General features: G+C 57.5%; 13 protein-coding genes. 4 read left to right on the top strand and 9 right to left on the bottom strand.

All coding sequences use genetic code 11. The annotated features are described in order from the left end of the window. Positions 1–2 precede the first annotated feature (2 nt). Entirely contained in the window at positions 3–1,325 is a 1,323-nt protein-coding gene (locus WA411_RS12790; RefSeq protein ID WP_291907672.1) for a S8 family serine peptidase, read from the bottom strand. Between the two features lie 127 nt (positions 1,326–1,452). Between WA411_RS12790 and WA411_RS12795 the strand changes: the two genes are divergently transcribed. The 3 genes from WA411_RS12795 to WA411_RS12805 all read left to right on the top strand — a co-directional run bounded on the left by WA411_RS12795 (position 1,453) and on the right by WA411_RS12805 (position 4,333). Next, positions 1,453–1,944 (top strand): RNA polymerase sigma factor, encoded by a 492-nt coding sequence (locus tag WA411_RS12795; protein WP_291907675.1) that lies wholly within the window; start codon positions 1,453–1,455, stop codon positions 1,942–1,944. Further along, positions 1,941–2,666 (top strand): hypothetical protein, encoded by a 726-nt coding sequence (locus WA411_RS12800; RefSeq protein WP_291907678.1) that lies wholly within the window; start codon positions 1,941–1,943, stop codon positions 2,664–2,666. Before WA411_RS12795 ends, WA411_RS12800 begins: the two co-directional genes overlap by 4 nt. Positions 2,667–2,776: 110 nt before the next feature. Further along, positions 2,777–4,333 (top strand): glutamate synthase-related protein, encoded by a 1,557-nt coding sequence (locus WA411_RS12805; RefSeq protein ID WP_291907681.1) that lies wholly within the window; start codon positions 2,777–2,779, stop codon positions 4,331–4,333. On the opposite strand, the gene WA411_RS12810 is transcribed toward WA411_RS12805, so the two are convergent. Next, a complete protein-coding gene (locus WA411_RS12810) occupies positions 4,303–6,396 on the bottom strand; it encodes a dehydrogenase (protein ID WP_069184638.1) in 2,094 nt (697 codons plus the stop codon). The two genes, WA411_RS12805 and WA411_RS12810, sit on opposite strands and share 31 nt — an antisense overlap. Positions 6,397–6,557: 161 nt before the next feature. Here WA411_RS12810 and WA411_RS12815 point away from each other — a divergent pair, with 161 nt between their 5' ends. Continuing rightward, the gene (locus WA411_RS12815; protein WP_291907685.1) at positions 6,558–7,571 is read left to right on the top strand and encodes a class I fructose-bisphosphate aldolase; all 1,014 of its coding nucleotides are present in this window, start codon (positions 6,558–6,560) and stop codon (positions 7,569–7,571) included. A gap of 19 nt (positions 7,572–7,590) precedes the next feature. Here WA411_RS12815 and WA411_RS12820 read toward each other — a convergent pair whose 3' ends face one another. The 7 genes from WA411_RS12820 to WA411_RS12850 all read right to left on the bottom strand — a co-directional run bounded on the left by WA411_RS12820 (position 7,591) and on the right by WA411_RS12850 (position 15,696). Next, entirely contained in the window at positions 7,591–8,529 is a 939-nt protein-coding gene (locus WA411_RS12820) for an MBL fold metallo-hydrolase (RefSeq protein ID WP_209397965.1), read from the bottom strand. 163 nt (positions 8,530–8,692) lie between these two features. Next, entirely contained in the window at positions 8,693–9,664 is a 972-nt protein-coding gene (locus WA411_RS12825; RefSeq protein WP_291907692.1) for a tRNA dihydrouridine synthase, read from the bottom strand. A gap of 137 nt (positions 9,665–9,801) precedes the next feature. After that, entirely contained in the window at positions 9,802–11,976 is a 2,175-nt protein-coding gene (gene katG / locus WA411_RS12830) for a catalase/peroxidase HPI (protein ID WP_069184634.1), read from the bottom strand. Positions 11,977–12,341: 365 nt separating this feature from the next. Continuing rightward, positions 12,342–12,560: a DUF2835 domain-containing protein gene (locus WA411_RS12835; RefSeq protein WP_008172004.1), complete on the bottom strand. Its 219-nt coding sequence runs from the start codon at positions 12,558–12,560 to the stop codon at positions 12,342–12,344. 6 nt (positions 12,561–12,566) lie between these two features. Beyond that, positions 12,567–14,459: a molecular chaperone HtpG gene (gene htpG, locus WA411_RS12840; protein WP_291907704.1), complete on the bottom strand. Its 1,893-nt coding sequence runs from the start codon at positions 14,457–14,459 to the stop codon at positions 12,567–12,569. 335 nt (positions 14,460–14,794) lie between these two features. Beyond that, positions 14,795–15,229 carry a PaaI family thioesterase gene (locus tag WA411_RS12845; protein WP_069184632.1) on the bottom strand — a complete coding sequence of 145 codons (435 nt, stop codon included), beginning with the start codon at positions 15,227–15,229 and terminating at the stop codon, positions 14,795–14,797. Next, complete coding sequence (locus WA411_RS12850; RefSeq protein WP_069184631.1) at positions 15,226–15,696, bottom strand: PaaI family thioesterase; 471 nt, start codon at positions 15,694–15,696, stop codon at positions 15,226–15,228. The genes WA411_RS12845 and WA411_RS12850 overlap by 4 nt, the downstream gene beginning before the upstream one ends. Positions 15,697–15,705 lie beyond the last annotated feature (9 nt).

Here is a 15,705-nt window from a genome sequence, read left to right on the forward strand (position 1 = left end):
AGTCAATACGGCAGGAAACCGAAACCAAAAAGACTGTCCCGACCAGGTTCACCGAGGTCCTGAGCCTGGTCTATCAAAGCCTCAACGGCCTTCTGTGGATTACTGCCATTGGCTTCACAGGCCAAGGCAGCTGCAACAACAGGAGCGGCCAGTGAAGTGCCACTCTCCGTCGCCAGGCCTCCCTCCGGGTCAGGAACGCTAACCGCAACACCATGGGCTGCGAACATCACGTGTTCTCCGCGACTTGCCCATCGGTAGAGCTCACCTGTGCGGGAGGTTGCGGTAACGCCAATCACTTCAGAATACGCCGCCGGGAACAGCGGTGACGCGGCGGGCCCCTCATTGCCAACCGCAGCAACCAACAACGTACCCTGCTTGGCAAGTCGTCTGACCGCCGCTTCCAGTAGCCGGTTATCGGCACCGGTAAGGCTGATATTGATCACCGATGGTTCCTGTGTCGCCAGCCAGTCCAAACCCTTCAGCAAATGCACGAGCGTGGCTCCGGAGAGATTGTCTGTCCGCGAGTAAAAAACCGAGGCGTTAAAAAGGGTCGCGCCCGGCAGCCTTGCCTCCCCTTCGCTACCCTGCCTGCCAACCAACTGGCCCGCGACCGCTGTACCATGTCGTTTTACAGGAACCAGTTCACCGCGACTCCCTTCCAGCGACAAAAAACGTTGTTCGACTATACGGGCTGCACCAAAAGCGGGGTGTTCCGTTGCCACGGACGTGTCGATCATTCCAATTTTGACCGGCTCCTCACACAGGCTTACACCCGATCGAACGTCAGGCACTTCCGAAGAATCGGATGGACCTGTCCGCGGGCTGTATACGTGGTTTCGGTCCAGGCTGTCGGCCAGTTCCGGCAAGAGCTTGCGAAGACTCTCGTATGAATCCAGGTCCGGACGAACCCGGAATCTGGCCACGATCATGCCAAGCCGGGATAAGGTTGTACGTTCCAGAACGGTGATCCCCGGATGGTCCAGGCGATTGATGTCCTCCGGCGTGCCGGTCACCAGCCATTGTCTCTCTACAGCCCTGAAGCCATCCTCCTGCACGACTTCATTAAACGCTTTTTGCCCTGATACTGTGTAGACAGGAAGGCTATCCGGAAGCGACTTGAGGGCACTCCGGAGGTTCTCAGCCTGTTGCTCTGCTCGACGAGTCGCTGCCCGCTCCACCAGCCGCTCGGCGTTTCGCTCCACCTGTCGGTTGATACCGCTCACCGGATTGTTGATCAGTCCGTCCGCAGTGAGCGCGGTCGCAGATAACGGCGCCCAACACATGACCACAGCTGACAGAATCGACAATTTAAAAAGCGGCTTCATGGTTACCGTCCAAATTCTGGATTGTTTCACTTACTCTAACGGCCTGAACTGGAAAAAATTCCCTGGCGCATGGAATAAAACGCGGGCCGGATCGTCTTCCACATACACTCAACTCTGAAAAAGAACTATGCAACAGGAACTCAAGGATCTACTACCAGCCCTGAGAAGGTTTGCGTACTCCCTGACTGGCTCCATGGCCGATGCCGACGACCTCTTGCAGAATACCGTCGAGAGAATCCTGACCCGCGATATGCCCAGTGATGTCGATCTTATGAAATGGGCCTTCCGGATATGCCGCAATGTCTGGATAGACGAGTGCCGGGCTCGAAAGGTTCGTCGGGATGCCACCGAACATCCGGAGTTAAGCGATGGGCAAGTGACCGATGGCGAGCATCAGACAACGAAAGAGATCGAGTGGAGCCGTGTGGACGCTGCCATGTCGCGCCTTCCCGAAGACCAGCGACAGATCATTTCTCTCGTTGCTATCCAGGGAATGCCCTACAAGATGGTGGCGGAAATACTCGAGGTGCCCAAAGGCACTGTCATGAGCCGACTGGCCCGGGCCAGGGCAGCCCTGAGTGAAGCTCTGTCACCCGCAACCTTGAGGAGCGAGTCATGAAGATTACAGACGAAACACTGTCAGCATTCCTGGACGGTGAACTGAGCCCATCGGAGATGGAGGCTGTCAGGGAGCGGCTCGCAACAGACCCATCTCTGACCGACCGGTTGGCGGAGCTTGCGGCCGTCGATTCGGAACTAAAGAGCCACTACGGCGACATTGATGACCGTCCCTTGCCCGAATCAGTCACCAGGATGCTCGCTGAGGATAATCAGGAGACGCCAGAGCCGACGGATAGCAATGTTGTATCGTTTCCCTGGTGGCGCAGACTGCGCGGGCATTCAGGTAAAGCCATTGCAGCAGCCGTGGTCGCAGGGCTCGCGATGGCGCAGTGGCTTACCATGCCATCCGCGGAAAATCCGGTATGGTCAGAGGTAGCGGCGACTCTGGACAGCCGCCCCAGCGGAGAAACCTATTCTGTGAATGCCAGCATCGAACTTACACCTCGACTGACCTTCAGAAACCAATCCGGTGAATGGTGTCGGCAGTTCCGGTTAGAGACCCACAGCAATGGGTCGGAGCAGATTGCCTGTCGCACCCGTTCGGGGAACTGGGAACAGCGAGTTCAGGTGGAAACAGGTCAGGCAGTTGCAAGCGACGGCTACCGGACAGCCAGCGGAGGAAGCGTACTTGACGACCAACTCGACCGCATGATGGCGACGCCACCAATTGGCCCAGAGAAAGAACACGAATTGCTGGAGCGAAATTGGCGAACGGAATAGCACTGACAGCATTTCTGACCCACACTTGGTCATTACAAGTAGACTATTTGCGTTTGATGCCCGTACACCTTTGTACATTTACCGGCATACGCCAAACAAGGAGCTTTGCAATGAGCAATCCGGTGATCGCTGATAACAAGCCCAAGAAAGTCAGTCTCAAAAAGGGCGAAGAATACGCCTTCTGCGTCTGTGGTCGTTCCAATAACCAGCCGTTCTGCGACGGTTCCCATGGAGACACCGGATTCAAACCCAAGGTCTTCAAGGCGGAAAAAGACGAAGAGGCAGTTCTGTGCCAGTGCAAACAGACCGGAAGCGCTCCCTACTGTGACGGCACCCACCAGCAGTTCAGCGATGATCAGGTTGGCAAGGAGGCACCTGATTCTGACGACGATGAGAGCCAGTCCGGTGACGCTCCAAAAGCCAAGTCGACAAAGGACGAGCCGACGGTTGAGTTTATTCACCAGTTAGCGCGTGAGGGCCTGAGCAACATGGGCCACCATGGCCCAACAACCGCCATGGGCGTGCCCCGTCACACCCTGCCCCATTGGGACGATCTGCAGCTAATGGTGGCCCAGATGGCCAGCAAACCGTTGGCCGATGACGCTGAAGTATCAACGGAACTGGTGATCGGACCTGAAGCCCGCAAACCCCTCACCCTGAGCATGCCCCTTTTCGTTTCGGACATGAGCTTCGGCGCTCTATCGGAGGAGGCAAAAATTGCCCTGGCCCGGGGCGCCGAGCTTGCGGGAACCGGTATCTGTTCCGGCGAAGGCGGCATGTTACCGGAGGAGCAGCAGGAAAACTCACGCTACTTCTATGAACTGGCCAGCGCCAAGTTTGGCTACAAAGAAGAGCTGTTGAAGAAAGTCCAGGCATTCCATTTTAAGGGTGGGCAGGGCGCCAAGACCGGTACCGGCGGCCACCTGCCCGCCAACAAAAACACCGGCAAGATCTCACAGGTTCGCAACATTCCCGAGGGTGAATCTGCCATTTCACCACCCACGTTCGAGGATCTGCGCTCGGTCGAGGATTTCCAGCGCTTCGCCAGCCATGTTCGGGAAATCACCGGCGGAATTCCTGTGGGCTTCAAACTCAGCGCCAATCACATTGAGCGGGATGTTCAGTTCGCGCTGGATGCCGGCGCCGATTACATCATTCTGGACGGCCGTGGCGGAGGTACCGGCGCTGCGCCCGAAATCTTCCGCGACCACATCAGTGTGCCGACCATTCCGGCCCTGGCTCGCGCCCGGCGCTATCTGGATGATCGCGGCGCCAGCGGACGAGTCACGCTGATCGTGACCGGCGGCCTGCGGGTGCCCATTGATTTCGTGAAGGCGATGGCCCTGGGTGCAGACGGCATTGCGATTGCCAACAGTGCCATGCAGTCCATCGGCTGTGTTGCTGCCCGTATCTGCAACACCAATAACTGCCCCGCTGGCATCGCAACCCAGAACAGGGATCTGCGCCAGCGGTTGAACGTGGACCAGTCGGCCAAACAGCTGCAGAACTTCCTTGAGGCCTCGGTCTCACTGATGCAGGTAATGGCAAGGGCCTGCGGCCATGACAGCCTCAGCAAACTGAATATCGATGACCTGTCCACCTGGCATCGGGAGATGGCCCTGCTCAGCGGCGTGCGCTACGCCGGTGTGCTCGATCCCTCTGCCTGAGGTTCTTGCGCCTGAGGTTCTTCTGCACTGGCCGCCAGGGTTCGAACCCGTTCGAAGTCCTCCTCGGTGAACACACCGTTCACCCCGGAGATTGCGGCCAGTTTCATGCCATGCTTCAGGCCGAGCTTGTAGATCTCCCGCACTTTCTCCCATTCGATGTTTCGGCCCAGGGTAAAGTTCTCGAAACGCGCCTCAAGGGCCAGCACAATGGTTTCCGCCAGGCAGGCATAGGCAATACCTTTGGGCAAGCCGATGTCTTTCATGTGTACGTCGCCCGGTAGCTGTATTTCGCCGGATTCGATCACCAGCACATCCGGACGCTTTGCCACGTCTTCTGCCGGAATATCCAGGGGGCGCGCTACGTCGGTGATCACACAACCCGGCTTCACTTTCATGATGTCGAGAATGCGTTTGCCGGCTCCGGAGGTGGCAGTGACGATCATGTCCATGTCCGCCAGATCGCGTTCGGCCGAACCGGCAACATGCACGATGGCCCCGGGCGTTTCCTGTTCGATGCTTTCCTTGAGCGCCAGGAGTTTCGCCGGCTCCGGTGCCGCCAGGTAGACCTCATCCACTGCCTTGGCCAGCAATCGTGCACAGACGGAGCCGATGGCACCTGTAGCACCCACCACCATCGCCTTGCCGGCGGCCTTGCCGCTGGCGCCGATACTTACCCGCCCTATTTTCTTCATGGCATCATGGGCCGCCCAAAGCGCGCCGGAGGCACTGTAGCTGTTACCGGTTGTGATCGGCAGCGGTGCCCGCTTGGCCACCGTAATACCTGCATCCCCCACTACCTTGGTGAACGCCCCCAGGCCCATGATCTGGGCCCCGAGTTTCTTGGCCAGCTTTGCGGCCTGCAACAGCCGGGCGTAGGTAAATTCCGGCCCGTGGGCCATGATTTCCCGGGGGGTGCCACCCACGGTAATCAGCCAGCCCTCTACCTCATCGCCATTCGGTGACCGGATTCCGGACACCTTCGAATAAATAAACGGTGGTGAATAGGCGATGGCCTTTTCCACCAGGTTCATCACCACAGGAGGGGAAACATTGGCAACCCAATCCAGCGGCGGCGTCTTGGTGAGGTATTGCTGGGAAAGCGGATGAATAACAAACGCAAACCGGTTCACCCGACGGTAGCCATCCGGATACAGGATTCGCGGCTCAATACCGAGACTCTGGATAACATCCAGATAATCGTCCGGTCCCAGCTGATCCGGTGTTCTGGAGAGCGCGGCGCTGATCATCGCCTCCATCACATTCACGCCCAGGGGTCGGCCTTCCAGCCATGGACTGTAGTCAACGACCATGGCAACCCGGCGGGACCTCATCCAGTCGAGCGCCGAGTCAGTAACCCGCGAAGTTATGATGGTCTTGCCATCCAGCTCTTTCTGCGTGAAATGCTCCAGGTCTCCGATGGCGCCTACGATCACGTGGGAATCGGCCACGGCATGGTGCAATGAGCCTTTAACGAGGTTTTCACCCAGACGATATAAGGGTGTGCGAAGAATGGTTTCTACCGCTTTCACGGCTGCTGGCCTGAACATGATCGGAGCCGTCAGCGAGGTGTAGGTTTCCAGTTGCTTCAGGGAAGTCAGCAGCCTGGGCACCCCGAAATCCGTGTACGGGTCGGCAAAGAAAAGGTTGTCGGTGTGTTCCGAGAGGGACCGGGCAATTCGATAACCGGCCTGCCCATTCATAAACAGCACACGGGCGTTGTCGAAAAAATGCCCCAGTTCGGATTGGGTGTGGCGGACGGCCCATTCCTGCAGGATCGCCCTCAGGCCCGCACCGGTGGTCACGGGCTTGTCAGGCACACAGGCCTCCAGGCGAGCGGTATCGGGGTGTTCAAGCTGCTCCCGACCCACCTCATAGTGATCGTGGACCATACTCAGACCAATGGCGTCGGCCTGCGTGTGTACCGACTCAAGAACCGCTTCGGCACGGGAAAGGTCGCCGTCTGTGCCAATTCGAATAATCCGGAAAGGCTGGCCGAGGAAGGAGGTCTCCAGATCGTAATCGTATTCGGAAGATCCCAGGCTGACACTGACAACGGTTTTCATATTCAGGCTTCCCTTTTCCCTGTTGTTATTGTTGAAGCATAAATCACAGTGCAGGCTTCTGCCTTAGCCCAGATCAAATTCCACACACCTATTCAACGTCTACAATAAGGTAGCGGGCCGAACGACCAATCAGACCTTCAAGGATTAATCAGGAGCTCACTATGACCACTCAGGAAGAACTCAGCACGACCATCCGGGATCTGGTTCAGCCAGGCAAGGGAATCCTCGCTGCGGATGAAAGCCACCCCACCATTGCCAAGCGCTTCAAAGCCGTTGGCGTGGAGTCGAGCGAGGATATGCGGCGGGAATATCGGAGCCTCATTTTTTCGGCTTCCGGGCTCGGGGAATTCATCAGTGGGGTCATCCTGTTTGAAGAGACACTCGGCCAGCAGAGCCTCGATAATGTGCCCATGCCGAAGCTTCTGGCCAGCAAAGGCATAGTGCCAGGTATCAAGGTCGACAAGGGTAAAGGCCCTCTCGTGAATGCCCCCGGTGATGAAATCACCTTTGGTCTGGATGGCCTGGACGACCGCCTGGAAATCTACAAGAACCAGGGGGCACGGTTTGCCAAGTGGCGGGATGTGTTCCACATCTCAGACACCCTGCCCTCGCGGCAGGCGATCGAGGCGAATGCCGAGGTTCTCGCCCGTTACGCGGCTATCTGCCAGTCCCTGGGTATTGTGCCTATCGTCGAGCCGGAAGTGCTGATTGATGGCAATCACAGCATTGATCGCTGCGCCGAAGTGAGCGAAGCGGTCATTCGCGAGGTTTTCCGAGCCCTTTACCGGCATAAAGTTCAGCTGGAACAGATGATCCTGAAGCCCAGCATGGTGACACCGGGCAAGGAAAATTCAAAGGCCGCGCCTGAAGAAGTGGCGACAGCAACACTTGCTGTCTTTCGAAGAGCGGTACCGGCTGCGGTTCCGGGCATCTTCTTCCTGTCGGGCGGGCAAACTCCTGAAGAGGCCACTATCAACCTGAATGCCATGAACAGCATGGGGCCTCAGCCCTGGGAGCTCAGCTTTTCCTATGGACGTGCGCTGCAGGAGCCGGCCCAGAAAGCCTGGGCCGGCAATCTGGAGAATGGCCCCGAAGCCCAGGCGGCGATACTCAAGCGCGCTCGCCTGAACGGCGCGGCGCGCTCAGGCAACTACCAGCCGGAGATGGAGAACTGATCGGCTGCCGCGTTGATCATCAATTACAGCCGGAAATACAGCTGGCCATGCTGTTGAACGCCATGGTGCGGCCACTGAGCGGAACATGGACCGGCACGTTCACGGAATCCCGGAACAACGCCGTGCGCGTGCCGTCCTGAACCTTGCCGCCGGAGGTGGCCGGCTCGTTGGCATGGGAGGCAATGACGGCCTTCGGTTGCACCAGATCGTTGATCACATAGGCGGCCTGCTTGGGTCCGGTGGTGAACGTATCTCCTATGTTCATCACCGCAAGCCCCGCACCATAGTGATCTCTCACAACCAGCTGCTGCTCAGCGGTAATACCGGTATCACCTGACAGGTAAACGACCAGGCCATTCGAAAACTTCAACACGTAGCCCGTTGGTGGTCCAACACTGGCACCCACACCGGCAGCTGCCAGGTATTCCGCCAATGGACCGGTCAGGAAGGAAGGCGAAACGCCGTTGCTGTGAACCGCAGGCACCGTGGTGATTGCCACTCCGCCAACCTCACGTTCGCCCCCAAAACGCACCAGCATGGAGTTGGCGGGATCACCGCCAGCGTCCTTGAGCTTGGCGGCAAAAAAGGCAGGCATTTCACTGCCTGTCACGATCTTTGCGTTGTGTTTCACTGCAATATCGACGGTGTTGGATTGTGGCAGCGTTGAAACACCGGTGTCCGGGGACCCGCAGGTGCCCTGGTTTGTCTTGCTGATTCGTTGGTCACCCACGTGGTCCCCATGCATATGGGAAACCAGCACAATGTCGATCTTGCCCAGACGTGGATCGTCTGGCCCGGCGACGGTTCGGCCGGCATCGTAGAGAATCCGGGTGCCGTTCGGATCTTCAAACACCAGCGCCCGGTCACGGCCACAGAATTCACCATCGTGGCTACCCAAGGGGGTTACCTTCACCACATGGTCATCAGCTGCGGCGGGCAAGGCCGCAACCAAAAGCATACAGGCAATCACTCCGGCACTCGCCAGAGCATAACGGAATAGTCCTGGAAACATATTGATCGTCCTCCCAGTCGCTTTTTTGTTCGTACCAGTATAGATACGAGCGAAAACACCGTTGATACCAGTGTCAACGGCGGAAATTCCGACTTGGGAAGGATCGGGGTCAGGCTGCGCGCGTGTCTGTCAGGATAACCGGCTGCTCGAGGAATGCCATCATGGGCGCCACCTGACGAATTTTTCGGGCCTCTGGCCAGAGCGCTTCTGCCTCGGCAAAACCCTGGCGGAGAAAATTGAGCCACTGCTTGATGCGACCGGTCACATAGCGGTCCTCAAGCCAGCCCTGGAGAACGGTCGCGTACTCGCGAACCAGCGCCACGGCCTCCGTCCAGGTCATATCAGCCACGGTTTCACCCTGCTGGCTGGCCTTGATCCGGCGGGCGAGGTCTGGCCGCGCGATCAGGCCACGGCCAATCATCACGTCATCGCAGCCGGACACCTCACGGCATCGCCAGTAATCCGCGACCGTCCAGATCTCGCCGTTGGCAATGATGTGGGTTTTTACCGCCTCCCTTGCCCGGGCGATTTCCTCCCAGTAGGCCGGCGGTTTGTAGCCGTCCACTTTGCTGCGGGCATGGATAACAATCTCTTCGGCACCGGCGGATTCCAGCGCCTGCGCACAGGCCACGCCCATGGAACGGTCGTCGTAGCCCAGCCGCATCTTGGCGGTAACGGGCACATGGCCAGGCACAGCCTGACGAACAGCAGCCACAATTTCGTGCATGAGCTCCGGTTCCCGCATCAACACGCAGCCGCCCTTGTGTTTATTCACGGTTTTGGCGGGGCAGCCAAAGTTGATGTCCACCTGAGTAGCGCCAAGTTCCGCAGCCCGCACGCCATGGCGTGCCATCTGATGAGGGTCTGAACCCAATAGCTGAACGGCAACGGGGGTACCTACTTGAGTGAGTGACCGGTTGTGTAGCTCGGGGGCGTATTTGTAGAACACTCTCGGAGGCAGCATGCCATGGGTCACGCGAATGAATTCGGTTACGCAACGATCTATTCCGCCGACCTTGGTCAGGGTTTCGCGGATAGGTGCGTCGACCAGCCCTTCCATCGGGGCAAGGATGATTCGCATGAAGGCTCCAGAGGTTTGATCAAAAGGGGTAAAGGTTATGGCTGATCAAAAATCAGACGGAGCGGATTGTAGGGAATTTGGCGGGAAGTTGGTAGCCGGGCATTCCGCAATGGAATGCCCGGCTGGTTACGGCTGGTTTACTTCTTGACGTCGAAGCGATCGGCGTTCATGACCTTGGTCCAGGCGGCGACGAAGTCGTTCACGAACTTCTCTTCGTTGTCGTCCTGGGCGTACACCTCTGCGTAGGCACGCAGGATGGAGTTGGAGCCGAACACGAGATCAACACGGGTCGCGGTGAACTTGGTGTCGCCAGTCTTGCGATCCACGATGTTGTACGAGTTCTTGCCAGTAGGCTCCCAACGGTTTGCCATGTCGGTCAGATTCACGAAGAAGTCATTGGTCAGTTGGCCAACGCGATCTGTGAATACGCCGTGCTTGGTGCCACCATAGTTGGTCCCGAGCACCCGCATGCCGCCAAGAAGAACGGTCATTTCAGGCGCGGTCAGACCCATCAGTTGGGCACGGTCCAGAAGCATTTCTTCAGGCTTGACCACGTAATCCTTCTTCTGCCAGTTGCGGAAGCCGTCAGCCAACGGCTCCATCGGTTCGAAGGATTCTGCGTCCGTCATCTCGTCGGTCGCATCGCCACGACCCTTGAGGAAGGGAACGTGCACGTCATGGCCGGCAGCTTTGGCTGCCATCTCGATGCCCAGATTACCACCCAACACGATCACGTCAGCGATGCTGGCGCCGGTGTCGGCCGAAATCTGCTCATACACCTTGAGCACCTTGTCCAGACGATCGGGCTCATTGCCCTGCCAGTCCTTCTGGGGAGCCAGGCGAATCCGGGCACCGTTGGCACCACCACGCATATCAGATCCGCGGAACGTGCGGGCGCTGTCCCAAGCGGTGCAGACCAGCTCGTTCAGGCTCAGACCCGCTGCGGCGATTTTTTCCTTCACCACCTCTTCGATGTAGTTGGTCTCGCCCTGGGGCACCGGATCCTGCCAGATCAGGTCTTCATCCGGCACACCCGGACCAATGTAACGGGACTTCGGCCCCATATCGCGGTGCGTCAGCTTGAACCAGGCACGGGCAAAGCAATCCTTGAAGTAATCCGGATCGGCCATGAACTTCTCGCAGATCGCACGGTACTTCGGGTCCACCTTCATGGCCATATCCGCATCAGTCATCATCGGCTTGCGACGGACAGATGGGTCGGTCGGGTCGACCGGCATGTGCTCTTCTTTGATGTCGATCGGCTCCCACTGGTTCGCACCAGCCGGGCTCTTGGTCAGCTGCCACTCGTAGCCGAACAACAGATCGAAATAGCCCATGTCGAACTTGGTCGGGTTCGTCGTCCAGGCGCCTTCGATACCGGAGGTGACGGCATTGGTCGCCTTGCCGCCGAGATTCGGGTTCATCCAGCCGAAGCCCTGGGTTTCGACGTCTGCACCTTCCGGCTCTGGTCCAAGGGCATCTGCATCACCATTACCGTGCGCCTTACCAACCGTGTGGCCGCCCGCGGTCAACGCTGCAGTCTCTTCATCATTCATCGCCATGCGGGCAAAGGTCGTTCTTACCTGCTCGGCGGTCTTCTGGGGATCCGGTTGACCATTGACGCCCTCCGGGTTCACATAGATCAGACCCATCTGCACGGCGGCCAGAGGGTTTTCCATGGTGTCAGGCTTGTTCACATCCTCATAACGGCTGTCCGACGGTGCCAGCCACTCTTTTTCCGCACCCCAGTAGATGTCTTTCTCCGGGTGCCAGATGTCCTCCCGGCCATAGGAGAAACCAAACGTCTTCAGGCCAAACGATTCATAGGCAACGTTACCGGCCAGGATAAACAGGTCAGCCCAGCTCACCTTGTTGCCGTACTTTTTCTTCAGCGGCCACAGCAGACGGCGGGCCTTGTCGAGGTTGCCGTTGTCGGGCCAGGAGTTCAGAGGAGCAAATCGCTGGTTACCGGTACCCGCACCACCGCGGCCATCGGCCAGTCGATAGGTACCGGCCGCGTGCCACGCCAGACGAATCATCAGACCACCGTAATGACCCCAATCAGCCGGCCACCATTCCTGGCTGTTGGTCATCAACTCGTGCATGTCTTTTTCAAGAGCTTCGTGGTCAAGTTTCCTGACCTCTTCCCGGTAGTCGAAATCTTCACCGAGGGGATTGGTTTTGCGGTCGTGCTGATGAAGGATGTCCAGATTGAGGTTCTCAGGCCACCAGCCGGCTACGTCGGCCTTCTCCTGGGTATTCGAGCCATGCATTACGGGGCACTTTCCACCCGCACTGTTGTTGTCGGTCATTTCTCTCTCCTCATTGGGGTTGGCAAAACGACACTGCTTTGATTCAGGCACTTCTAACTATAGGACACAACAAACAATCTGCTCTGAGTATTTCTTATGTCCCGGATAGCGTGTGCCTATAGGGTTTCCCGCACGCCATGCGGGTTCATTCCATTACTGGGCACAAGCGTAATCACTTGAATAACTCGCCAGGATGTCTAGAAAGTCCGGCCAGGCGATTGAACGACTGATTGACACTGCATTGGACATGGATCTGCTCCTGCCTAACGAGAACACAACCACCTTAGCGCGAGGTCGATCGCCCAATACAATTAATTAAAAATAAATTTGTGAAAGCTTTTATTTATGAATGAAGTGCTGGCTGACTAGAGCCGCTCAATGGAAGAGAACTTGCCGGCATCGTCAAAAACGATGCGGAAACTGCCGCGAATTCCATCGCGGAGGTAGAAACGGGAGAGAATACGGGCCGGGAAGCGGACGGAGCGTCCGTCCCGGGCCGTGGTGTGAACATCGGTGGCAACGCCCTGATAAAGCTTGATCCACTCATCAGGGCTGATGCTGATATCCACTATAATCTGCTGCATCGGCTATCAGTTGGCCAATTCAAGCAACAGACGGTTCAGGCGGGTAACGTAGGCACCCGGATCCGGGAGCTGCTCACCGCTGGCCAGGGTGGCCTGATCCAGCAGGACTGCAGAGAGCTCGTTGAACCGCTCTTCGCCCTTCTCGCTCTCAAGGCGCTGCACCAGTGGATGGTCCACGTTAATCTCGAAGATCGGTTTACTTTCCGGCACTTTCTGGCCGGCGGCTTCCATGATCTTCTTCATCTGCGCACCCATGTCAAAATCACCCACAACCAGGCAGGCCGGTGAGTCGGTCAGACGGTTGGTTACACGCACTTCCTGAACCCGGTCGCTCAGAGCATTTTTGATGCGCTCGAGCAGATCCTTGTGCTCTTCGGCCGCCTCTTCCTTGTGCTTCTTGTCTTCCTCGGTCTCGACTTCGCCCAGGTCCAGATCGCCACGAGCGACGTCCTGGAACTGTCTGCCGTCGTACTCGCTGAGGTAGCCCATCATCCACTCGTCGATGCGATCGGTAAGGATCAGAACCTCAATGCCCTTCTTGCGGAATACTTCCAGGTGCGGACTGCTCTTGGCCGCGGTGAAATTGTCGGCGGTAATGTAATAGAGCTTCTTCTGCCCCTCTTTCATACGGCTGATGTAGTCATCGAGAGAGACATTCTGTGTGCTCTCGCCCGTGTGGGTAGAGGCAAAGCGCAGCAGACCGGCAATCTTCTCGCGGTTGCTGAAATCTTCCGCCGGGCCTTCCTTCAATACAGTGCCGAACTCACCCCAGAACTTCTGGTACTGCTCCGGATCCTTCTTGTCCAGCTTGGACAGCATGTCCAGAACCCGCTTGGTCAGCGCGGTACGAATGCTTTCCACGGTGCTGTCGTTCTGCAGGATCTCGCGCGAAACGTTCAGGGACAGGTCGTTCGAGTCGATCACACCCTTGGCAAAACGCAGGTACAGCGGCAGGAACTGCTCGGCGTCATCCATGATGAACACGCGCTGCACATACAGCTTCAGGCCGCGGGGCGCTTCCCGGTTGTAAAGATCAAAAGGCGCTCGGGCCGGGATATACAGCAGGCTGGTGTAGTCCAGCTTGCCTTCCACCTTGTTGTGGGACCAGGTCAGCGGGTCTTCAAAATCGTGGGCGATGTGCTTGTAGAACTCCTTGTACTCCTCGTCCTTGATCTCGGTACGCGGAAGGGTCCAGAGCGCGGTCGCATCGTTGACGGTCTCGTACTCGTCTTTCTTCTCGCCTTCATCGGACTCGGCCTTCATGACCACCGGAAACGAAATATGGTCGGAGTACTTCTTCACCAGGCTGCGCAGTTTCCAGCCGTTGGCAAATTCCTTGGCGTCCGATTTCAGGTGCAGCACAATCTGGGTACCACGGTTTTCCCGATTGACTTGCTCAATGGAAAACTCACCGTCGCCCTTGGACTCCCAATGCACGCCCTCTTCTACCGGAGCACCGGCGCGGCGGGTAAACACATCCACCTTGTCGGCCACGATAAACGCCGAATAAAAACCGACACCAAACTGGCCGATCAGCTTGCTGTCCTTCTTCTCATCACCAGACAACTGCTGCAGGAATTCGGCGGTGCCGGAACGGGCAATGGTGCCCAGGTTCTGGATGACGTCGTCACGGGTCATGCCGATACCGTTATCGGTCAGAGTGACAGTATTCGCCTCTTCATCGAAATCCAGGCGAATCTTCAGCTCAGGATCCCCCTCGTAAAGGCCGTCATCTTTCAGGGCTGCGAAACGCAGTTTGTCCTCGGCATCTGAAGCGTTGGAAATCAGCTCACGAAGGAAGATTTCCTTGTTGGAGTACAACGAGTGAATCATCAGGTGAAGCAGCTGCTTCACTTCGGTCTGAAAACCCAGAGTCTCTTTTTGCGTCTCAACCGTCATGGCGTTTTTGTCTCCTGCTACAAATAATCGGGCTAATGGCAGCGCCCGAGTTACCTCATGATTCATGGAGCGGCACGGGTAGGAAGGGCTTTCCAAAACACGCTGTGAATACATCCATGTACGCTCGGCTCCGCCCCTCGCGCTTTTCGCTCCTGCGTCGCACAAGGGTCCTGGGCAGGCCGTCCATGGCCTGCCCGTGAAGAGCTTTCGCTCTTCACCCATGGCTCCGCACGGTTTTGGAAAGCCCTTCCTACCCGCGCCACCAGGCTATTGTGTTCGTTCTGAGCAAAAGTGGGGGCACGCCGGGGCATTTCAAGCCCCGGTGCATTGGCAAATCAGTCTTCGAGGAGGAAGTGTGCCCTGGCAGTCGCAATGGGTTGCGAGCGGGATTTTTGCCAGGCGCTGACCATCACATTGGCTACGCGGTTGCCCTGGCGGGTCAGGCGGCATTCGGCGTAGGTTTCGCGGTTGAGACCGGCACGGAGGTAATCCAGGGAAAAATCGACGATGCGGGGCATACGCAGGCTTTCCTGGGACATGATCAGGTAGATGTTGGCGGACATCTCCATGAAACCACCGATCACACCGCCATGAATGGCCGGCAGGATCGGGTTTCCGAGGTTGGAGTCCTTGCAAGGCAGACGGAAAATCAGGTCGTCACCGAAGCGCTCACACTGCAGACCAATCCAGGTGGCGTAGGGAATGCTGTTCAGCATGCGGCTGAAGTCTCCGGTTTCCTGGGTGTAACGGAGGATTTCAGGATCGGTCATTCTTCACCTCCGGTAATCAGATCCCGGTAGTGTTTCGGGCTGGCATCCTTGCCAATACGCATGAAGGTGGCCACGCAGTTGGCAATGGTTTCACCGCCCTCCTGGTAAGCCTCGCACCGGGTAAAAATGATGTTACGGGTTACCCGGTAGGTTTCGGCCCTTGCGTAGACCGGCTTCCTGGGATGTGCCGGGCGCATGTAGTCGACACGCAGGTCGAGCGTTGGGCAAAGCTCAAAATCGTCCAGTGCGCAAAGGATCACACAGCCTGAGGTGGTATCCATGAGAGTGGTAATGGCGCCGCCATGAATCACACCGGTGTCCGGGTTACCGATAATCCGGTCACTGTATGGCAGGCACAGTGTCAGGCTGCCCTTTTTGGCTTCGGTAACGGTAAGCCCCAGCTCTTTGGCCTGGTTGAGTGTGTCGATAAAACGGGTAACCCGTTTCCGTCGGATGTCATCGTTCATTCAGGTTCA

Source organism: Marinobacter sp. CH_CUG1437-1 (assembly GCF_037029655.1).
Classification (GTDB): Bacteria; Pseudomonadota; Gammaproteobacteria; order Pseudomonadales; family Oleiphilaceae; genus Marinobacter; species Marinobacter salsuginis.

What these genes read in the sequence shown, in the direction of transcription:
- WA411_RS12790 (WP_291907672.1), bottom strand. Translation starts at nt 1,325, where the DNA reads ATGAAGCCGCTTTTTAAATTGTCGATTCTGTCAGCTGTGGTCATGTGT.
- WA411_RS12795 (WP_291907675.1), top strand. Translation starts at nt 1,453, where the DNA reads ATGCAACAGGAACTCAAGGATCTACTACCAGCCCTGAGAAGGTTTGCG.
- WA411_RS12800 (WP_291907678.1), top strand. Translation starts at nt 1,941, where the DNA reads ATGAAGATTACAGACGAAACACTGTCAGCATTCCTGGACGGTGAACTG.
- WA411_RS12805 (WP_291907681.1), top strand. Translation starts at nt 2,777, where the DNA reads ATGAGCAATCCGGTGATCGCTGATAACAAGCCCAAGAAAGTCAGTCTC.
- WA411_RS12810 (WP_069184638.1), bottom strand. Translation starts at nt 6,396, where the DNA reads ATGAAAACCGTTGTCAGTGTCAGCCTGGGATCTTCCGAATACGATTAC.
- WA411_RS12815 (WP_291907685.1), top strand. Translation starts at nt 6,558, where the DNA reads ATGACCACTCAGGAAGAACTCAGCACGACCATCCGGGATCTGGTTCAG.
- WA411_RS12820 (WP_209397965.1), bottom strand. Translation starts at nt 8,529, where the DNA reads ATGCTTTTGGTTGCGGCCTTGCCCGCCGCAGCTGATGACCATGTGGTG.
- WA411_RS12825 (WP_291907692.1), bottom strand. Translation starts at nt 9,664, where the DNA reads ATGCGAATCATCCTTGCCCCGATGGAAGGGCTGGTCGACGCACCTATC.
- katG (WP_069184634.1), bottom strand. Translation starts at nt 11,976, where the DNA reads ATGACCGACAACAACAGTGCGGGTGGAAAGTGCCCCGTAATGCATGGC.
- WA411_RS12835 (WP_008172004.1), bottom strand. Translation starts at nt 12,560, where the DNA reads ATGCAGCAGATTATAGTGGATATCAGCATCAGCCCTGATGAGTGGATC.
- htpG (WP_291907704.1), bottom strand. Translation starts at nt 14,459, where the DNA reads ATGACGGTTGAGACGCAAAAAGAGACTCTGGGTTTTCAGACCGAAGTG.
- WA411_RS12845 (WP_069184632.1), bottom strand. Translation starts at nt 15,229, where the DNA reads ATGACCGATCCTGAAATCCTCCGTTACACCCAGGAAACCGGAGACTTC.
- WA411_RS12850 (WP_069184631.1), bottom strand. Translation starts at nt 15,696, where the DNA reads ATGAACGATGACATCCGACGGAAACGGGTTACCCGTTTTATCGACACA.